Annotated in this window: 19 protein-coding genes and 1 pseudogene; 13 read left to right on the forward strand and 7 right to left on the reverse strand. The window is 60.2% G+C overall.

What is annotated here, in order from left to right; genetic code table 11:
* Positions 1–131: 131 nt before the first annotated feature.
* From moaC to AACY31_RS16730, 4 genes are all read left to right on the forward strand, one after another.
* Positions 132–605 carry a cyclic pyranopterin monophosphate synthase MoaC gene (moaC, locus tag AACY31_RS16715; RefSeq protein ID WP_339478157.1) on the forward strand — a complete coding sequence of 158 codons (474 nt, stop codon included), beginning with the start codon at positions 132–134 and terminating at the stop codon, positions 603–605.
* Positions 602–844, forward strand: coding sequence for a MoaD family protein (locus AACY31_RS16720; RefSeq protein ID WP_339478160.1), 243 nt, complete (start codon positions 602–604; stop codon positions 842–844). Before moaC ends, AACY31_RS16720 begins: the two co-directional genes overlap by 4 nt.
* Positions 845–847: 3 nt before the next feature.
* The gene (moaE, locus tag AACY31_RS16725) at positions 848–1,300 is read left to right on the forward strand and encodes a molybdopterin synthase catalytic subunit MoaE (RefSeq protein ID WP_339478162.1); all 453 of its coding nucleotides are present in this window, start codon (positions 848–850) and stop codon (positions 1,298–1,300) included.
* Positions 1,301–1,542: 242 nt separating this feature from the next.
* Entirely contained in the window at positions 1,543–2,319 is a 777-nt protein-coding gene (locus AACY31_RS16730) for an ABC transporter substrate-binding protein (RefSeq protein WP_339478164.1), read from the forward strand.
* Positions 2,320–2,442: 123 nt separating this feature from the next.
* Here AACY31_RS16730 and AACY31_RS16735 read toward each other — a convergent pair whose 3' ends face one another.
* The 3 genes from AACY31_RS16735 to AACY31_RS16745 form a co-directional block, all read right to left on the reverse strand.
* A complete protein-coding gene (locus tag AACY31_RS16735) occupies positions 2,443–3,069 on the reverse strand; it encodes a helix-turn-helix transcriptional regulator (RefSeq protein ID WP_339478167.1) in 627 nt (208 codons plus the stop codon).
* Positions 3,070–3,157: 88 nt separating this feature from the next.
* Entirely contained in the window at positions 3,158–4,285 is a 1,128-nt protein-coding gene (locus AACY31_RS16740; protein ID WP_339478169.1) for an NAD(P)/FAD-dependent oxidoreductase, read from the reverse strand.
* A gap of 147 nt (positions 4,286–4,432) precedes the next feature.
* Positions 4,433–5,380 (reverse strand): ornithine cyclodeaminase family protein, encoded by a 948-nt coding sequence (locus tag AACY31_RS16745; RefSeq protein WP_339478172.1) that lies wholly within the window; start codon positions 5,378–5,380, stop codon positions 4,433–4,435.
* A 676-nt stretch (positions 5,381–6,056) separates the two neighbouring features.
* Between AACY31_RS16745 and ltrA the strand changes: the two genes are divergently transcribed.
* A complete protein-coding gene (gene ltrA / locus AACY31_RS16750) occupies positions 6,057–7,346 on the forward strand; it encodes a group II intron reverse transcriptase/maturase (protein ID WP_445261554.1) in 1,290 nt (429 codons plus the stop codon).
* An 80-nt stretch (positions 7,347–7,426) separates the two neighbouring features.
* On the opposite strand, the gene rhlB is transcribed toward ltrA, so the two are convergent.
* Both rhlB and AACY31_RS16760 read right to left on the reverse strand, forming a co-directional pair.
* Positions 7,427–8,902: an ATP-dependent RNA helicase RhlB gene (rhlB, locus tag AACY31_RS16755; RefSeq protein ID WP_339493014.1), complete on the reverse strand. Its 1,476-nt coding sequence runs from the start codon at positions 8,900–8,902 to the stop codon at positions 7,427–7,429.
* 99 nt (positions 8,903–9,001) lie between these two features.
* On the reverse strand, positions 9,002–9,658 hold the full coding sequence (locus AACY31_RS16760) for an alpha/beta hydrolase (protein ID WP_339478177.1): 657 nt from the start codon (positions 9,656–9,658) through the stop codon (positions 9,002–9,004).
* A gap of 473 nt (positions 9,659–10,131) precedes the next feature.
* Between AACY31_RS16760 and AACY31_RS16765 the strand changes: the two genes are divergently transcribed.
* The 4 genes from AACY31_RS16765 to AACY31_RS16780 all read left to right on the forward strand — a co-directional run bounded on the left by AACY31_RS16765 (position 10,132) and on the right by AACY31_RS16780 (position 14,293).
* Positions 10,132–11,163 carry an amino acid ABC transporter substrate-binding protein gene (locus AACY31_RS16765; RefSeq protein WP_339478180.1) on the forward strand — a complete coding sequence of 344 codons (1,032 nt, stop codon included), beginning with the start codon at positions 10,132–10,134 and terminating at the stop codon, positions 11,161–11,163.
* 65 nt (positions 11,164–11,228) lie between these two features.
* On the forward strand, positions 11,229–12,410 hold the full coding sequence (locus AACY31_RS16770) for an amino acid ABC transporter permease (RefSeq protein ID WP_339478182.1): 1,182 nt from the start codon (positions 11,229–11,231) through the stop codon (positions 12,408–12,410).
* A gap of 10 nt (positions 12,411–12,420) precedes the next feature.
* A complete protein-coding gene (locus AACY31_RS16775) occupies positions 12,421–13,518 on the forward strand; it encodes an amino acid ABC transporter permease (RefSeq protein ID WP_339478184.1) in 1,098 nt (365 codons plus the stop codon).
* A 10-nt stretch (positions 13,519–13,528) separates the two neighbouring features.
* Positions 13,529–14,293, forward strand: coding sequence for an amino acid ABC transporter ATP-binding protein (locus AACY31_RS16780; RefSeq protein ID WP_256230591.1), 765 nt, complete (start codon positions 13,529–13,531; stop codon positions 14,291–14,293).
* Between the two features lie 59 nt (positions 14,294–14,352).
* Here the strand turns inward: AACY31_RS16780 and AACY31_RS16785 are convergent, their stop codons facing one another.
* Together AACY31_RS16785 and AACY31_RS16790 are read right to left on the reverse strand one after the other, a co-directional pair.
* Entirely contained in the window at positions 14,353–14,835 is a 483-nt protein-coding gene (locus tag AACY31_RS16785) for a type II toxin-antitoxin system MqsA family antitoxin (RefSeq protein ID WP_304554432.1), read from the reverse strand.
* A 47-nt stretch (positions 14,836–14,882) separates the two neighbouring features.
* Positions 14,883–15,143 carry a type II toxin-antitoxin system MqsR family toxin gene (locus tag AACY31_RS16790; RefSeq protein ID WP_339478190.1) on the reverse strand — a complete coding sequence of 87 codons (261 nt, stop codon included), beginning with the start codon at positions 15,141–15,143 and terminating at the stop codon, positions 14,883–14,885.
* A gap of 151 nt (positions 15,144–15,294) precedes the next feature.
* Between AACY31_RS16790 and AACY31_RS16795 the strand changes: the two are divergent.
* The 4 genes and pseudogenes from AACY31_RS16795 to AACY31_RS16810 all read left to right on the forward strand — a co-directional run.
* Positions 15,295–15,480: pseudogene (locus AACY31_RS16795) on the forward strand (FCD domain-containing protein); the annotation flags it as partial.
* Positions 15,470–16,798 (forward strand): CynX/NimT family MFS transporter, encoded by a 1,329-nt coding sequence (locus AACY31_RS16800; protein WP_445261555.1) that lies wholly within the window; start codon positions 15,470–15,472, stop codon positions 16,796–16,798. The pseudogene AACY31_RS16795 and the gene AACY31_RS16800, both read left to right, overlap by 11 nt.
* Before the next feature lie 87 nt (positions 16,799–16,885).
* The gene (locus AACY31_RS16805) at positions 16,886–17,356 is read left to right on the forward strand and encodes a nuclear transport factor 2 family protein (RefSeq protein WP_339504810.1); all 471 of its coding nucleotides are present in this window, start codon (positions 16,886–16,888) and stop codon (positions 17,354–17,356) included.
* A 40-nt stretch (positions 17,357–17,396) separates the two neighbouring features.
* A complete protein-coding gene (locus tag AACY31_RS16810; RefSeq protein ID WP_339478199.1) occupies positions 17,397–17,720 on the forward strand; it encodes a GIY-YIG nuclease family protein in 324 nt (107 codons plus the stop codon).
* Positions 17,721–17,730 lie beyond the last annotated feature (10 nt).

Raw genomic sequence — 17,730 nt, forward strand, 5'->3', positions numbered from 1 at the left:
AACCCTGTGCGAGCTTGCTCCCACAGGGGATTTGCAGTTACAGAGCCAATAGGGAAGCAGGTGCGACAATCAGCCCTGCCGGAATCTGACCCACGGGTTTACAATCGACACTCCCGATCAGGAGTAACCCTGTGCTGACTCATCTCGATTCCCAAGGTCGCGCCAATATGGTCGACGTGACCGACAAGGCCGTGACGTTCCGTGAAGCCACGGCCGAGGCCTTTGTGCACATGCTGCCCGACACGCTGAAGATGATCGTCAGCGGCGGTCACCCCAAGGGCGATGTGTTCGCCGTCGCACGCATTGCCGGCATCCAGGCTGCCAAGAAAACCAGTGACCTGATTCCGCTCTGCCACCCGCTGCTGCTCACTGGCGTCAAGGTCGAGCTCAATGCCGAAGGTGAGGACCGGGTGCGCATCGTCGCCCGTTGCAAACTGTCGGGGCAGACCGGCGTGGAAATGGAGGCCCTCACCGCCGCCAGTGTCGCGGCACTGACGATCTATGACATGTGCAAGGCCGTCGACCGTGGCATGACCATCGAAGGCGTGCGGGTGCTGGAAAAACTCGGCGGCAAGAGCGGTCACTTCCAGGCGGATGCGTCATGAAAATCACCGTGAAGTTCTTTGCCCGTTACCGTGAAGCGCTTGGCGTGGATTCGGTAAAGGTGGAAGGCGATTTCGCCACGGTCGACGATGTGCGCGTGCTGCTTGCCCAGCGTGACGGGGCCGAGGTGCTGAAGGAACAAAACCTGATGTGCGCGCGCAATGAAGACCTGTGCCAACTCGACGAACCGCTGGCGGACGGCGATGAAGTGGCGTTCTTTCCCACCGTGACCGGAGGCTGAACCATGGCTATTCGTGTGCAGGTCGAACCGTTCGACGCAGGGGATGAAGTCAACGCGATGCACGCGGCCAATGTCGGCGTGGGTGCGGTGGTGAGTTTTGTCGGCTACGTGCGTGACTTCAATGACGGCCTCGATGTGTCCGGGATGTTCCTGGAGCATTACCCGGGCATGACCGAAAAGGCCCTGGGCAAGATCGCCGTCGAGGCCGAGCAGCGCTGGCCGCTGCTCAAGCTGGAGGTGCTGCACCGTATCGGTGCCCTGGAACCGGGCGAGCCAATTGTCTTCGTCGCAGCGGCCAGTGCCCATCGCCAGGCGGCGTTCGATGCCTGCGCCTTTGTCATGGACTACCTCAAGACCCGAGCGCCGTTCTGGAAGAAAGAAAACACGGTCGACGGTCCGCGCTGGGTCGAAGGGCGGGACAGTGATCATGCGGCGGCGGATCGCTGGAAGCAGTGAGCAGCTTGATGGTCCGCTATCGCGAGCTGGCTCGCTCCCACATTTGATCGGCGTGGCACACGAATGTCGTGTACGACACGGATTCCCCTGCTCGCGAAGGGGCCAGCAACCTCCCATCACATTCCCCTGTTTCCCCAATTGACGGTATGTACATTAAAGTCCAGTATGGACTTATAAGTACATACAAAGTCATCGCCCTACCTTTCTCTGCCAAACCAACAACAACCCGCGAGAGATCGATCATGAAAAAACTCCCCCTCATCACCGGCCTGGCCTTGAGCCTGTTGGCCTCAAGCAGCCTGTTCGCCGCTGAGAAAACCTTGCGCATCGGCATCGAGGCGGCGTACCCGCCCTTTGCTTCCAAGACCTCGGAAGGGAAGATCGAGGGCTTCGACTACGACATTGGCAATGCCCTGTGCGCGCAGATGCAGGTCAAGTGCGAGTGGATCGAAGGTGAGTTCGACGGGCTGATTCCGTCGCTCAAGGTGAAGAAGATCGACCTGGCGCTGTCGTCCATGACCATCACCGAAGAACGCAAGAAATCGGTGGATTTCACCCACAAGTATTACTTCACCTCATCGCGCCTGGTCATGAAGGAAGGGGCGGTGGTCGATGACCAGTACGCCAGCCTCAAGGACAAGACCGTCGGTGTGCAGCGGGCCACCACCACTGACCGCTACGCCACTGAAGTCTTCGAACCCAAGGGTGTGATCGTCAAGCGCTACAGCAACAACGAAGAAATCTACATGGACCTGGCATCCGGTCGCCTAGACGCGATTTTCGCCGACACCATTCCGCTGGAGGACTTCCTGTCGATGCCCCGTGGCAAGGGTTACGCCTTTGTCGGCCCCGAGCTCAAGGACCCAAAATACGTCGGCGAAGGCGCCGGTATCGCGGTGCGCAAGGGCAATACCCAACTGGTGACGGACTTGAACAAGGCCATCGATGGGATTAGGGCCAATGGGGAGTATCAGAAGATTCAGGGCAAATATTTCAAGTCAGACATCTACGGCGATTGATCAATCGCTATCGCGAGCAGGCTCGTTCCCACAGGGGATTTGCGTCGTACACGATGTCTGTGTGCAATGAGATCAAATGTGCGAGCCTGCTCGCGAATGCGTCAGGCCAGGCAACACAAAACCTCAGCCCTTCAACTCCTTCAAATGCTTGTACACCGTCGCCCGCCCCATGTTCAGCACATTGGCCACGTAGTTGGACGCGCTCTTGCCCTTAAACGCGCCCTCGGCATGCAGCGCCAGCACCAGCTCGCGTTTGTGGTCGCGGGTCAGCAGGTTCAGGCTCAATTGACGCTCGCGCATCCAGGCATGCAGGAAGGTGTTGATTCGCTCCTGCCAGTCATCGCGAAACAGTGAATCCGGCTGAGGAATCAACTTGCCGGGCGACAGGAACAGATCCAGCGCGGCCTTGGCATTCTCGAACAGCGAAATATTCAGGTTGATGCACAGCACCGCCAGCGGATGCCCGTCGGCGTCGCGCAGTACGCTGCTGAGGCTGCGAATCTTCTGTCCGTCCCAGTTCAATTTTTCGTAGGGCCCGATGTTACGTTCGCTGACGTCCTCGCTGAGCATGTCTTCCAGGGACGAGTCATCGCCAATTTCACGTTTGGACAGGTTATTGGCAATGTAATCGACTTTCTGGCTGCGCAGGTCGTGCAGTACCACTTCGGCGTGGGGGTAGAACAGCGTGGCGATAGCGTCGGCGATGGTACGGAAATTATCCAGTGCCGGATCGGGGTGAGGGGTGTTCATGGCAGGGCTCCAGGCAGCGTCGGCGCCCCGTGAAGCAGGGGCGCGGGGGAGTGTGCCGCAATCGTGGCGATGCGTCACCTGAGTGGGTTCATCCCAGGCGCCTGGGTGACAGCATGGTGCTGGTCAGGCCGAAACGGGCCAGGGCCTCGGGCAGCGGTTCGCCACGCACCAGCGCCGCGCTGGCTTGGCCCATGGCCGGCGAAGTCTGGATGCCGTAGCCACCCTGGGCCGCGACCCAGTACAGCCCGGGCACCTGAGGATCGAAACCGGACAGCAGGTCACCGTCGGGGACGAAACTGCGCAAGCCGGCCCAGGTGCGGGTCGGGCGGCGGATGGTCAGGGTGGTGGCTTCTTCGATCTGGTAGATGCCCATGGCGATGTCCAGCTCTTCCGGCTGTACGTCATGGGGTTCCACCGGGTCGGCGTTGGCCGGCGAGCCGAGGAACATGCCGGCGTCGGGCTTCATGTAGAAGGATTCGTCCAGGCTCACCAGCATCGGCCAATCATGGATGTCCACACCTTCGGGCCCGGCGAAGATGAAGGCCGCACGCCGTTTGGGCTGCAGCCCCAGCTTCCGGGCGCCGGCCATTTCGGCAATGTGATCGGCCCATGCACCTGCTGCATTGATCAGAAGCGGTGCCGTGAACGTCTGGTTGGCGGTTTTCACCTGCCATAACCCCTGGTCATCGCGGCTCAATTGCTGCACCTCGTTGTGGGTGTGCACTTCACCGCCATTGCGACGAATACCGCGCAGGTAGCCTTGGTGCAACGCATCGGTGTCGATGTCGCAGGCCGTGGGGTCGTAGATCGCCCCGTGGACCTTGTCCCGTCGCAGGATCGGCAACCGCACACAGGCTTCGTCGGCGTTGAGCAGTTGCATCTGCGGCACCGTGGCCTTGGCGCTGAGGTACTGGTTGTTCAACTCGGCCGGGTCACCGGTGAAGTCCACGGTCATTTCGCCCCGCGGGGTCAGCAGCGGGTGCTCGCAGAAACCGGCTGGCGGCGCGTCGAAAAAATTCCGGCTGGCCTGGGTCAGCGCCCGCACCTGAGGGGTGCCGTAGGCGGCGGTATACAACGCCGCCGAGCGTCCGGTGGAATGGTAGGCCGGATGGGATTCGCGTTCGAGCACAATGACCCGGCCGTGGGGCGCCAGCCAGTAACCGGTGGAAGCACCAGCAATGCCGCCGCCGATGATGATGAAATCTGCTGAGGTCATGAAGCTCTCCTGTCGAGCACATTGCTGGGCGTTTCCGAGAACCTGTGGGGGCGAGCCTGCTCGCGATAGCGGTGTGTCAGCCACATATTTTTATCTGATACACCGCTATCGCGAGCAGGCTCGCTCCCACAAGGGGAAATGGGTGTGTCAGTTATGCAACCGGTAAAGCGCATTCGCCAGCGCAACGTCTTCCAGCCCCAGGCCAATGGAACGGAAGAACACATGGCGTTCATAGCTTGGGCGCGCCACCCGTCCGCTGAGCAATTCGGGCAAATCGCCGACAATGCGCGACGCGTCCCAGCCATGCAGTTCGCCGGCCATCAGCATCTCACCGGCCGAGCCCGGGGTGGTCTGACGATAGTCGCAGAACACGTCCATGTCGTTGAGGCTTTGAGGGGGGACTTCATGGGCGCGTGGGGCGTTGGTGCTGATGGAGGTGATCAGCGCCGGTTTGCCCAGGGTCTGCGGGTCGAGTACCGCTTTGGCGGACGAGGTGCAGAGCATCACCACGTCGGCGTCATGCAGCGCGGCTTCAAGGGAGTCGGCGATGTGCAGGCGTGGGTCCAGGCCGGTGATGGAGGCAAGTGCTTGCGCTGACTTGGTCTTCAGGCCTGGTGAATAGAGGCTGATCGCTTGCCAGTCCCGCAGGCCCTTGACGTATTGCACGTGTGCCCGCGCCACGGCACCGCTGCCAATGACCGCCAGGCGCCGGGCGTTGTGCGGGGCGAGGGCATCGACGGCAACAGCCGTGGTGGCAGCGGTGCGGGCGGTGGTCAACTCGGCGGCATCGCACAGCAGCAGCGGCTGGCCGGTCTGCATCGACATCAGCAAGGTCCAGGCGGTCACCAGCGGGCCTTGCTCGCGCACGATGTAGGGCGAGGTCTTGACCCCGTAGACCTGGTCTTCAGCCAGCACCCCGAGGTAGTTGATGAAGTCCCCGGCGCCCTGGGGAAATACCACCAGTTGCTGGGGCGGCTGCACTGCTTGTCCGGCGGCGAGGTCGCGGAACAGCTTGCGCAGGATGTGCGGTACGTCGATTTGCCCGAGCAGTTCTCGGGCCTGGGCTTGGGTGATGACATAAGGCGTGCTGGACATCGTGGACTCCGGAGCGCTTTTATAAACTATTTTGTCTATTATGGACTTTTAGTTTTGTTGGGCAATATCCCGAGGCAAAAAAAGCGCAGCCTGTCTGGCTGCGCTTTTTCTGTGGTGCGCCAGGCATGGCGCGTAGTGCCGTGACTGGCGCTGTTCAGCTCACTATGGTGGTGAGCCGAACGACTTGGAGGTGAAAGTCCTCTACACACCCGGCAAGGGGAAGTGTTAGCCAGAGGCAAGGGTGTCGCGGGTGACTGCGAATCTGAAGGAAGCCCGAGGCAAAATGCTGGCCTGACGAATAGGAAGCGGATGAGGCGGCACAGTGGGGTAAGACGGCCACAATCGTCAAAGCCCGATACTTGCACAGAACGTGTGACGTATATCCGACAGGCATAAGCAGGAAGGTCGCGCGAATTACCCTGGGAGATCTGCACGCTTGCCAGTGTGCTACCGAGCGTCGAGAGGCGGCGGGATGAGCGTGCAGAAGTCAGCCGAGGCCGTGGTAAGTGACGAATGACTCTGTCACCAAGGGCCGAACAGGTTATGCCGCCAGTAGGCGTCAGAGTCTCGTCGAATGTCAGAAAAGCAGAAATCTCTCCACAAGAGGGCTGTAACCCCAGGCTCTGGACGGAATCCAGGGTTTGCGGCTGGCAGTGCGCAGGCATCGACGGCGTCTGTGACGTGGACGAACGCGGAGCCGGACACGCTGATGGAGCGGGTGCTTGCACCGGCCAACCTCAGGCGTGCTTATCGACGAGTGGTCAGCAACAAGGGCGCACCGGGTGCCGATGGCATGAAGGTCGATCAACTGGCGGACTACACGAAACAGTATTGGCCGACTCTCAAGGCTCGGTTGCTGGCCGGCGCGTATCACCGGCAAGGTGTGCGCGCTGTTGAAATCCCAAAACCCAAAGGTGGAACACGGCAGTTGGGCATACCCTGTGTCGTGGATCGCCTGATCCAGCAGGCCCTGCTGCAACAGCTCACGCCGATCTTCGACCCTCTGTTCTCGGACTACAGCTACGGTTTTCGTCCGGGTAGAAACGCTCATCAAGCCATTGAAACTGCCCGTGCCCATGTGGTGGTGGGTCACCGCTGGTGCGTGGAACTTGATCTGGAAAAGTTCTTTGACCGGGTCAATCACGATGTATTGATGGCCTACATCGAGCGTCAAATCGAAGACAAGCGTGTGCTCAGACTGATCCGTCGCTATCTCGAAGCGGGAACGATGTCAGGCGGACTCGTCAGCCGACGGCAGGAAGGGACGCCACAAGGCGGCCCGCTCTCGTCGTTGCTGTCGAACATCCTGCTCAACGAACTCGATCGCGAACTGGAACGGCGGGGTCATCGCTTCGTGCGTTATGCCGACGATGCGAACATTTATGTGCGCAGTCGCCGTGCTGGCGAACGAGTGCTGGCCGGGGTTGAGCGCTTCCTGAATCAGCGTTTGAAACTAACGCTGAATCGGGAAAAGAGCCGTGTGGCGCGGCCATGGGTCTGTGATTATTTGGGTTACGGGATGAGCTGGCATAAACAGCCGAATCTGAAAGTAGCAACGATGAGCCTGAATCGCTTGCGTGATCGGCTCAGAGAGCTGCTGCACGGCGCACAGGGTTGCAAGATGGCTACGATCATCGAGCGAATAAATCCGGTACTACGTGGTTGGGCGGGCTATTTCCAGCTTAGCCGAAGCAGAAGGCCACTTGAAGAACTGGACGGCTGGGTGCGGCGCAAGCTTCGCTGCGTCCTCTGGCGTCAATGGAAGTGGCCCTCCACGAGGGCACGCAACCTGATGCGCCTGGGACTCAAAGAGGAGCGGGCCTGCAAATCAGCGTTCAATGGCCGCGGCCCATGGTGGAACTCGGGAGCGTCACATATGAATCAGGCGCTGGCGAAGAAACGATGGGACAACTTCGGCCTGGTCTCGATACTGGACACGATAAACCGACTTAACCGTATAACCTGAACCGCCGTATACGGAACCGTACGTACGGTGGTGTGAGAGGACGGCGGATGTGAATCCGCCTCCTACTCGATGAGAGACGGTTAAGGGCGCTTGCGCTCAACCGGTCGCAACAAATGCGTCGGTGGCATTTCACAACTGATCTTGCGACCCAGCAGCGCCTCGATCGACGGCAACTGATAAGAGTCATCTTCACCAGCGAAGCTGATCGAAACCCCGGCGGCCCCGGCGCGACCGGTACGGCCGATGCGGTGCACGTAGTCGTCCGGCACTTCCGGCAGGGTGAAGTTGATCACGTGGCTGATGCCGTCGATGTGGATGCCGCGACCGGCCACGTCAGTGGCGACCAATACACGGATCTTGCCTTCGCGGAAGCCTTCGAGGGTCTTGATGCGCTTGTGTTGCGGCACGTCGCCCGAGAGCTGGGCCGCGTTGACGCCATCGCGCACCAGGCGTTCTTCGATACGCCGCACTTCATCCTTGCGGTTGGCGAACACCATCACCCGTTCCCAACCGTTGTCGTTGACCAGGTTGTAGAGCAGCTTGTACTTGTCGGCACCGGCGACTGCGTAGATGTGTTGCTCGACGTTTTCGCTGGCGACGTTCTCGGCTTCGATCTCGACGATGGCGGGGTCGGTGGTCCACTGCTTGGCCAGGTTCATCACGTCTTCGGTGAAGGTGGCGGAGAACAGCAGGGTCTGGCGTTCGCTTTTCGGTGGGGTCTGGCGAATGATCTGGCGTACTTGGGGGATGAAGCCCATGTCGAGCATGCGGTCGGCTTCGTCCAGGACCATCACTTCGACCATGTCCAGGTGCACGTCGCCGCGCTGGTTGAAGTCCAGCAGGCGGCCCGGCGTGGCGACCAGAATGTCGCAGTGGCGGGCTTCGAGGTGCTTGAGTTGCTTGTCGAAGTCCATGCCGCCCACGAACGTCATGACGTTCAGGCCGGTGTACTTGGTCAGGTCGGCGGCATCCTTGGCGATCTGCACCACCAGCTCGCGGGTCGGCGCGATGATCAGCGCCCGTGGCTCGCCCATGTAGCGTTCCTTGGGCGGCGGGGTCTGGAGCAACTGGGTGATGATGGAGATCAGAAACGCGGCGGTCTTGCCGGTGCCGGTCTGGGCGCGACCGATGGCGTCTTTGCCCGCGAGGGTGAAGCCCAGCACCTGCGCCTGGATCGGCGTGCAATACGGGAAACCCAGGTCCTGGATGGCATGCATCAGTTCCGGGGCGAGCTTGAAGTCGTGGAAGCGGGTCTTGCCTTCCTGGGGTTCTACGACGAAGTCCTCAAGCTTCCAGGCGACGACCGGCGGTTTCGGTGCGCGTTCACGCCGTGGCCTGGGGGCTTCGTTGCGTGGCTTTTCCGCTGCCGGGGCGGTGACAGGCTGGGCGGTCGGCGGCGTCACCGACTCTTTTGTCGCGCCTGCAACAGGTGCAGTGCGGCGCGGTTGTTGTGCATCGGTACGGCTCGGGCCGTGGGTCGGCGCAGTGGAGCCAGGCGCGAGTTGCTCGGCCTCGCTTTTACCGAACATCTTCTTGAGTGCTTTGAGCACGGTCATCTCATCGATTGGTTAAGGAATGTACGCCGGCCAGTGTAATGCAAGAAACGGGCGCGGCGTAGTGTGATCGTCAAAGGACCGGTGTGGTGATCAGCCTCATTAGCGCAACCGCTCGGCCAGCCAGGTGCCGATGTCGCGGATCTCTTCGGGTAACACTTCGTGGCCCATTGGGTATTCTTGCCATATCACGGTGACACCATGTTGCGTTAAATACTCTTTCGCGGTTCGGCCCATGGGGTTGAGTACCACTTCGTCGTATTGCCCGTGCAGCGCCAGGACCGGAATGCGTTGCTGGCTGGCCGACAATTGCAGTTCATCGCTGAAAGTCGGTGCATAAGTAGACAGTGCGACCACGCCGCCCAGAGGCCCCTGCCATTTCACGAATGCCGTGTGATAGACCACCGCGCCGCCCTGGGAGAAACCCGCCAAAAAAATTCGCGAGGCGTCTATTCCGCAGGCTCGCTGGGTTTCGATCAAATCGATGACCCGTTGTGCCGAGACTTCGAGTTGCTGTTCGTCAATGGCCCGCGCCGGGCTCAAGGCCCGGATGTCGTACCAACTGGGCATGGCGTAGCCGCCGTTGATCGTAACTGGTTGGGTCGGTGCCTGGGGTAGAACGAAACGTGTGCTGAGCAAACTGTGCTGCAGGATTTCGGCGACCGGCAGGAAATCAAAACGATCGGCGCCCAGGCCGTGGAGCCAGATAACACACGCGTCGGCGGTGCTTTCGGGCTCGAGAATCAGGGGGTCGGTCATGGTTGTGCTCCAAATCTGTGCGGGCGCGCCCAATCAGTGCGTTATTACAGTGCGTGCCCGGTGTCTCAGTTAATTAGATGTCGCAACGTTGAAAGTTTTTGTCTTGACGTGTTTTCCAAGGGCTAAGCGCAGCGGTCTGGTACGGGCTTTGCTATGTGTGTACCTGAGTGATGATTCTTACGCTGTGCGGTAACACTATCAGTTCACCGCTACGCATGGGATATCAGAAATCCGGTGATGAATGTTCGCCAACAGCCGCTACGGGCTTCGCGAACGTGAAGGGCTACAGCCCGTTCGGCCGATTGGTGAGAGATGGGCATGACCACTGTTTACGGACATCCTCATTATTAGACTCATAGCGAAGGTCCAGACGTCGGTTGACCCTAAAAAAAGCCAACAAGGGTCGGCAATGCCCCAAAAGGGTGCGACAGGGCTCGAGCTCCGACACAACAAGAGCAAAACTGGAGGTTTGAATGAAGTTACTGAAATCCACCCTGGCCGTCGTGACTGCAGCAGCAGTACTTGGTGTCAGCGGGTTCGCTCAGGCGGGTGCAACTCTGGATGCCGTGCAGAAGAAAGGTTTTGTGCAATGTGGTGTGAGTGATGGCCTGCCGGGTTTCTCGGTGCCTGATTCGACCGGCAAGATCCTGGGCATCGACGCTGACTTCTGTCGTGCTGTGGCCGCCGCCGTCTTCGGCGACGCGAACAAAGTGAAATTCAGCCAACTGAACGCCAAGGAGCGTTTCACCGCACTGCAGTCTGGTGAAATTGACATCCTGTCGCGCAACACCACCATGACCAGTTCCCGTGACTCGGGCATGGGCCTGAAGTTCCCAGGCTTCATTACTTATTACGACGGCATCGGCTTCCTGGTAAACCAAAAGCTGGGCGTCAAGAGCGCCAAGGAACTGGACGGTGCAACCATCTGCATCCAGGCCGGTACCACCACCGAACTGAACGTTTCCGACTACTTCCGCGGCAACGGCCTTAAATACACCCCGATCACCTTCGACACCTCCGATGAAAGCGCCAAGTCGCTGGAATCTGGCCGTTGCGACGTACTGACCTCCGACAAGTCCCAGCTGTTCGCCCAGCGCAGCAAGCTGGCTTCGCCGAAGGACTATGTGGTTCTGCCGGAAACCATCTCCAAGGAGCCCCTGGGCCCGGTCGTGCGTAATGGCGATGACGAGTGGCTGGCCGTTGTGCGTTGGACTGGCTACGCCATGCTCAATGCTGAAGAAGCCGGCATCACTTCGAAAAACGTCGAGGCTGAAGCCAAGTCCACCAAGAACCCTGATGTGGCTCGTATGCTCGGTGCCGACGGTGAGTACGGCAAGGACCTGAAACTGCCGAAAGACTGGGTCGTGCAGATCGTCAAGCAAGTCGGCAACTACGGTGAAGTGTTCGAGCGCAACCTCGGCAAAGGCACCGCGCTGGAAATCGATCGCGGCTTGAACGCGCTGTGGACCAACGGCGGCATTCAATACGCACCACCAGTGCGCTGATGGTTCTGTCACCCGGTGGGCCAACCACCGGGTGATGTTCTGTTCCATTCTTTGCGGGGCACTTCATGCAAAATTCAATCGGCGCACCTAAGCAGAGGCTCAGCCTCAGCGATCCACGAGTGCGTGCGTGGGTATTTCAGATCGTCACCATCGTGGCGGTTATTTCGCTGGGTTGGTTTCTGTTCGATAACACGCAGACCAACCTCGAGCACCGGGGCATCACTTCCGGTTTCAGCTTCTTGGAGCGTAGTGCCGGTTTCGGCATCGCTCAAACCCTGATCGACTATACCGAGGCGGACAGTTATGCCCGCGTCTTTGTCATCGGGCTGCTCAATACGCTGCTGGTGACATTCATCGGTGTCATCCTGGCGACGATTCTCGGTTTCATCGTCGGTGTGGCCCGACTGTCGAAAAACTGGATCATCGCCAAAGTAGCGACGGTTTATGTGGAGGTTTTCCGCAACATCCCGCCGCTGCTACAGATCCTGTTCTGGTACTTCGCGGTGTTCCTGACCATGCCGGGGCCGCGGGCCGCCCATAACTTCGGCGACGCTTTCTTTGTCAGCAGCCGGGGTTTGAACATGCCGGGCGCGCTGATTGCGGACGGGTACTGGCCGTTTGTGGTCAGCGTCGTGCTGGCCATCGTTGCCGTAGTGCTGATGACGCGCTGGGCGAATAAGCGTTTCGAAGCAACCGGCGAGCCGTTCCACAAATTCTGGGTTGGCCTGGCGCTGTTTCTGGCAATCCCGGCACTGTGCACCCTCATCTTCGGCGCGCCTGTGCGTTGGGAAATGCCGACGCTGCAAGGCTTCAACTTCGTCGGTGGTTGGGTGCTGATCCCGGAATTGCTGGCCTTGACCCTGGCGCTGACGGTGTACACCGCGGCGTTCATCGCCGAAATCGTGCGTTCGGGCATCAAGTCGGTGAGCCATGGTCAGACCGAGGCGGCTCACTCGCTGGGCCTGCGCAACGGGCCGACCCTGCGCAAGGTGATTATCCCGCAAGCCATGCGTGTGATCATCCCACCGCTGACCAGCCAATACCTGAACCTGGCGAAGAACTCTTCGCTGGCGGCCGGTATCGGTTACCCGGAAATGGTTTCGCTGTTTGCCGGCACGGTGTTGAACCAGACCGGCCAGGCCATCGAGGTGATCGCGATCACCATGAGCGTGTACCTGGCGATCAGTATCAGCATTTCCTTGCTGATGAACTGGTACAACAAGCGCATTGCGCTGATCGAGCGGTGAGGAAAAGCGCATGACATCCCATACTTTCAAACCTGATATGCCGCCGCCGAGCAAAGTGTTCGGGCCGGTGGCATGGATGCGCGCGAACATGTTCTCCAGCTGGCTCAATACGCTGCTGACGCTGTTCGCCTTCTACCTGATTTACCTGGTGGTCCCGCCGATCCTCAGTTGGGCGATCCTCGATGCCAACTGGGTCGGCACCACGCAGGCCGACTGCACCAAGGACGGCGCCTGCTGGGTGTTCGTCCAGCAGCGTTTCGGCCAGTTCATGTACGGCTATTACCCGACGGGCCTGCGCTGGCGCGTTGATCTGACCGTGTGGCTGGCCGTGCTCGGTGTTGCGCCGCTGTTCATCTCGCGCTTCCCGCGTAAGGCGGTCTACGGCCTGAGCTTTCTGGTACTGTACCCGATCATCGCCTGGTGCCTGCTGCACGGTGGCGTATTCGGCCTGAAGACCGTGGCAACCAGCCAATGGGGCGGCCTGATGCTGACCCTGGTGATTGCCACCGTCGGTATCGCCGGTGCATTGCCGCTGGGTATCGTCCTGGCCCTGGGTCGGCGCTCGAACATGCCAGCGATTCGCGTCGTCTGCGTGACGTTCATCGAGTTCTGGCGCGGCGTGCCGTTGATCACTGTACTGTTCATGTCGTCGGTGATGCTGCCGCTGTTCCTGCCCGAAGGCATGAACTTCGATAAGCTGCTGCGGGCGCTGATCGGGGTGATCCTGTTCCAGTCGGCCTACGTGGCCGAAGTGGTGCGCGGTGGCCTGCAAGCCATTCCCAAGGGTCAGTACGAAGCGGCTGCGGCAATGGGCCTGGGTTACTGGCGCAGCATGGGCCTGGTGATTTTGCCGCAAGCCCTGAAGCTGGTGATTCCGGGTATCGTCAACACCTTCATTGCATTGTTCAAGGACACGAGCCTGGTGATCATCATCGGTCTGTTCGACCTGCTCAACAGCGTGAAGCAAGCCGCCGCCGACCCGAAATGGCTGGGCATGGCGACTGAAGGCTATGTGTTCGCCGCCCTGGTGTTCTGGATTTTCTGTTTTGGTATGTCCCGCTATTCCATGCATTTGGAACGCAAGCTGGACACTGGCCACAAGCGTTAGGAGTTGACTCATGAGTGAAGCGATCAAACAGCCTGTGAGCCCTGAAGGCATTATTCAGATGCAGGGCGTAAACAAGTGGTACGGCCAGTTCCACGTGTTGAAAGACATCAACCTGAACGTCCAGCAGGGCGAGCGTATCGTGTTGTGCGGCCCGTCGGGCTCCGGCAAGTCCACCACCATCCGCTGCCTCAACCGCCTGGAAGAGCACCAGCAGGGCCGTATCGTGGTCGACGGTGTGGAACTGACCAACGACCTCAAGCAGATCGAAGCGATCCGCCGTGAAGTCGGCATGGTGTTCCAGCACTTCAACCTGTTCCCGCACCTGACCATCCTGCAGAACTGCACCCTGGCGCCGATGTGGGTTCGTAAGATGCCCAAGCGCAAGGCCGAGGAAATCGCCATGCACTACCTGGAGCGCGTGCGCATCCCAGAGCAGGCGCATAAGTACCCGGGCCAACTCTCCGGCGGTCAGCAACAGCGCGTGGCCATCGCCCGTGCGCTGTGCATGAAGCCGAAAATCATGCTGTTCGACGAGCCGACCTCGGCCCTCGACCCGGAAATGGTGAAAGAGGTACTGGACACCATGATCGGCCTGGCCGAAGACGGCATGACCATGCTCTGCGTGACCCACGAGATGGGTTTTGCCCGCACCGTGGCCAACCGCGTGATCTTCATGGACAAAGGTGAAATCGTCGAACAGGCCGCGCCGAACGACTTCTTCGACAACCCGCAGAATGAGCGTACCAAGCTGTTCCTGAGCCAGATCCTGCATTGATCCGGTCTTAGGCAGTGAAATAAACCCGGACTTGTCCGGGTTTGTTTTTAATGGGCCGCTCAGCAAGCCGTGAGGGTCTCGTGTTCCTTGTGCACCGTCGTTTTGAATTGCCGCAAGTCTGCGTCTTCAGCGAAGGCATGGGCATCGGCAAGCAAATGCGGATAGCGATCAAGCAGGCGCATCAGCAAGATCAACGCCTTGGGTGGCACTACTTCGCCGCGCTCGTAGCGGGAAAACGCATTGTGTCCACCGCCCGATAGCAGCAGTACCGCTTCCTTTTGCGATAGATGCAGTTTGCGCCGGACACGTTTGATCTCTTCGCCGATCATTCGCCTGGCCGCATTGACCAGCTCATCACCCGCGTGGTCGTAGCGGTCCGAGCAGCTTGAATCGAGCTCGACTTCGCCGCACATCTGACATTCCCAGCCAGACAAGTCATCGACCCGGCGTTCCAGTCCCTTGACGCTCATGGTTTCGCCGCGACCTTCGAAATGCAACATGCCCTCCGGGGCACCACAGCTGAAGCATTGCTGGTGTTTCATGAGTTTTTCTCCTTGAAGGAAATTACCGGTGGGCCTCCGCTGGGGCGCTACGTCACCTTCAGGTAAATCTCCAGGCCGTGTGAATTGGCGTGGTAGACGTCATGCCAGACTCGATGATCGTCATAGGCGGTCATCGATTTGTAGAACTGTTTTCGCTCAAGCCCATGGATGACCTGCTGCATGTCCGAGACGTTTAAACCGAGCGTCCGAGCAGTGTTCTTCCCAGTGCTGGTGAAAGCTATCCCTTTAAGCCGCCTGACATCCGCCTGTATCGCCACCAAGGCGTAATGGGGTGTGTTCTTTTCCATTGAACGGTGTGCCTTGTCCTTGAAGTTACCCATAAAGGGTAATTTTGACCAATCGAAAATTTCGCTCCTTTTCCCTCATATTGACCTTAGGCGGTTGCCGTCCCACAAGAAGCTGACTAATCTGTCAGAAAATTCAGCCCGTGATGACGACCCCGCGCCCAGTGAACCCTATCGCGACTTTTCCGCCGTGCTCGGTGCACAGTTGCGCCAGAGCCTCAACATCATTCCCCGCCATCAACATGTGTTCGACCTGCACGTCGAAATCCTCGAAGCCGTCGAACGCCAAGACCCGGAGCAGGCCAAGGCCCTGTGCCGGCAGTTGATCAATGAACCCTGAAGCAGAGCTTTCCATGTCCCGCGATCCGCTTGACCGCACCCCTTTGACGGCGCCCAAACGCGCCGCCGAACTCGAAGAATTGCTGATCGATGCCGAAGCCGATGACGAGCAGGCCCAGCAGCGCCATCCGTTGGTGCATCGTCCCTGGCTGTTGCTGCTCGGGTTGATCCTGGTGGCGCTGAACTTGCGTCCGGCGTTGTCGAGCATGGCGCCGTTGCTCAGCGAAGTGTCAGCAAACCTCGGCCTGTCGGCGGCCCAGGCCGGTTTGCTGACCACATTGCCTGTGCTTTGCCTGGGCCTGTTCGCGCCGCTGGCACCGGTGCTGGCGCGGCGCTTCGGTGCCGAGCGCGTGGTGCTGGGGATCTTGTTGACGCTGGCGGGTGGGATTGTGTTGCGCAGCGCCTTCGGTCAGGTCGGGCTGTTTGTCGGCAGCATCCTGGCCGGCGCGAGTATCGGTGTGATCGGCGTGCTGCTGCCGGGCATCGTCAAGCGCGACTTCACCAAACAGGCTGGCGCCATGACCGGCGTCTACACCATGGCTTTATGCCTGGGCGCGGCGATGGCGGCCGGGGCGACGGTGCCGCTGAGCGAGCACCTTGGCCACAGCTGGGCCTTGGGGCTGGGGTTCTGGGCGGTCCCGGCGCTGCTGGCCGCGGTGTTCTGGTTACCGCAAGTGGGTGAGAAACACGGTGCCCACCAAGTGGCGTACCGGGTTCGCGGCTTGCTGCGTGATCCCTTGGCCTGGCAAGTGACGTTGTACATGGGGCTGCAATCGTCCCTGGCCTACATCGTCTTTGGCTGGCTGCCGTCGATCCTGATTGGACGTGGCCTGACCCCGACCCAGGCCGGGCTCGTGCTGTCCGGTTCGGTCATCGTGCAGTTGATCAGTTCCCTCGCGGCGCCCTGGTTGGCCACACGCGGCAAGGACCAGCGCCTGGCCATCGTGATCGTCATGCTCATGGTCCTGGGCGGGTTGTTCGGCTGCCTCTACGCTCCGCTCGATGGCTTGTGGGGGTGGGCGATCCTGCTGGGCCTGGGGCAGGGCGGATCATTCAGCCTGGCGCTCACCCTGATCGTGTTGCGCTCGCGGGACGCCCACGTGGCCGCCAACCTGTCCAGCATGGCTCAGGGCTTCGGCTATACGCTGGCGTCGCTGGGGCCGTTCGCGGTGGGTGTGGTCCACGACTTGACCGGCGGTTGGAGCGCCCTGGGCTGGATCTTCGGCCTGGTTGGCCTGGGGGCGATCATTGCGGGCATCGGTGCGGGCCGGGCGTTGTACGTGGGGGTCAGCAGCGAGAGGCTCACAGACCTTCGTTGATATCATTCTCATGGCGAATGACGATAGTCTTCCCGACGGTGGCCGATTATCGTGCAGGCCTACTGAAACATTTTTCGGAGCCTGTCCATGAGTGATGCCCACAACGCCTTGATCTTCCGTTTTTATCAGGCGTTCCAGCGCCTGGACGCCGAAGCCATGAGCGCTTGCTACACCGACGACGTGCTGTTCAGCGACCCGGCGTTCGGCGAACTGCGCGGGCGCGATGCCGGCGATATGTGGCGCATGTTGACGACCCGGGCCAAGGACTTTTCCCTGACCTTCGATAACGTGCACAGCGATGAGCGTACCGGTGGTGCGCATTGGGTGGCGACGTACCTGTTCAGCCAGACCGGCAACATCGTGATCAATGACATTCAGGCGCGCTTCGTTTTTCGCGACGGCAAGATCTGCGAACACCACGACAGCTTCGATCTGTGGCGCTGGTCTCGCCAGGCGCTGGGCACCAAGGGCCTGCTGCTGGGCTGGACACCGCTGGTGCGCAATGCCGTCAGGGCCCAGGCACTCAAGGGGTTGCGGGCGTTCCAGGCCAGTCGCTGATAAGATTGCGGCTTGTCTTTGCCGACCTGTTGAACAGCTTGTGACGACTGCCGACCCTTCTCTCGATCTGCCTGCTCAAGGCCCCGCCGAACCGGGCAAGCCCTGGTTCGTCTACCTGGTGCGGGCCGCCAACGGTTCGCTGTACTGCGGCATCAGTGATGATCCGGTGCGGCGTTTCGCCAAGCATCAGAGCGGCAAGGGGGCACGCTTCTTCCTGTCCAGCCCAGCAGTGGCTTTGGTGTACACCGAGGCTTGTCGCGACAAGGGCGAGGCCCTGCGCCAGGAGCGACTGATCAAAAAGCTCAAGAAAAGCGCCAAGGAATGCCTGGTGGCCAGTGTGTTGTCGCTACATCAGCCGGGCTGATGGACCTTTA

It is taken from the genome of Pseudomonas sp. RL_105y_Pfl2_101, from assembly GCF_963970585.1.
Taxonomy (GTDB): Bacteria; Pseudomonadota; Gammaproteobacteria; order Pseudomonadales; family Pseudomonadaceae; genus Aquipseudomonas.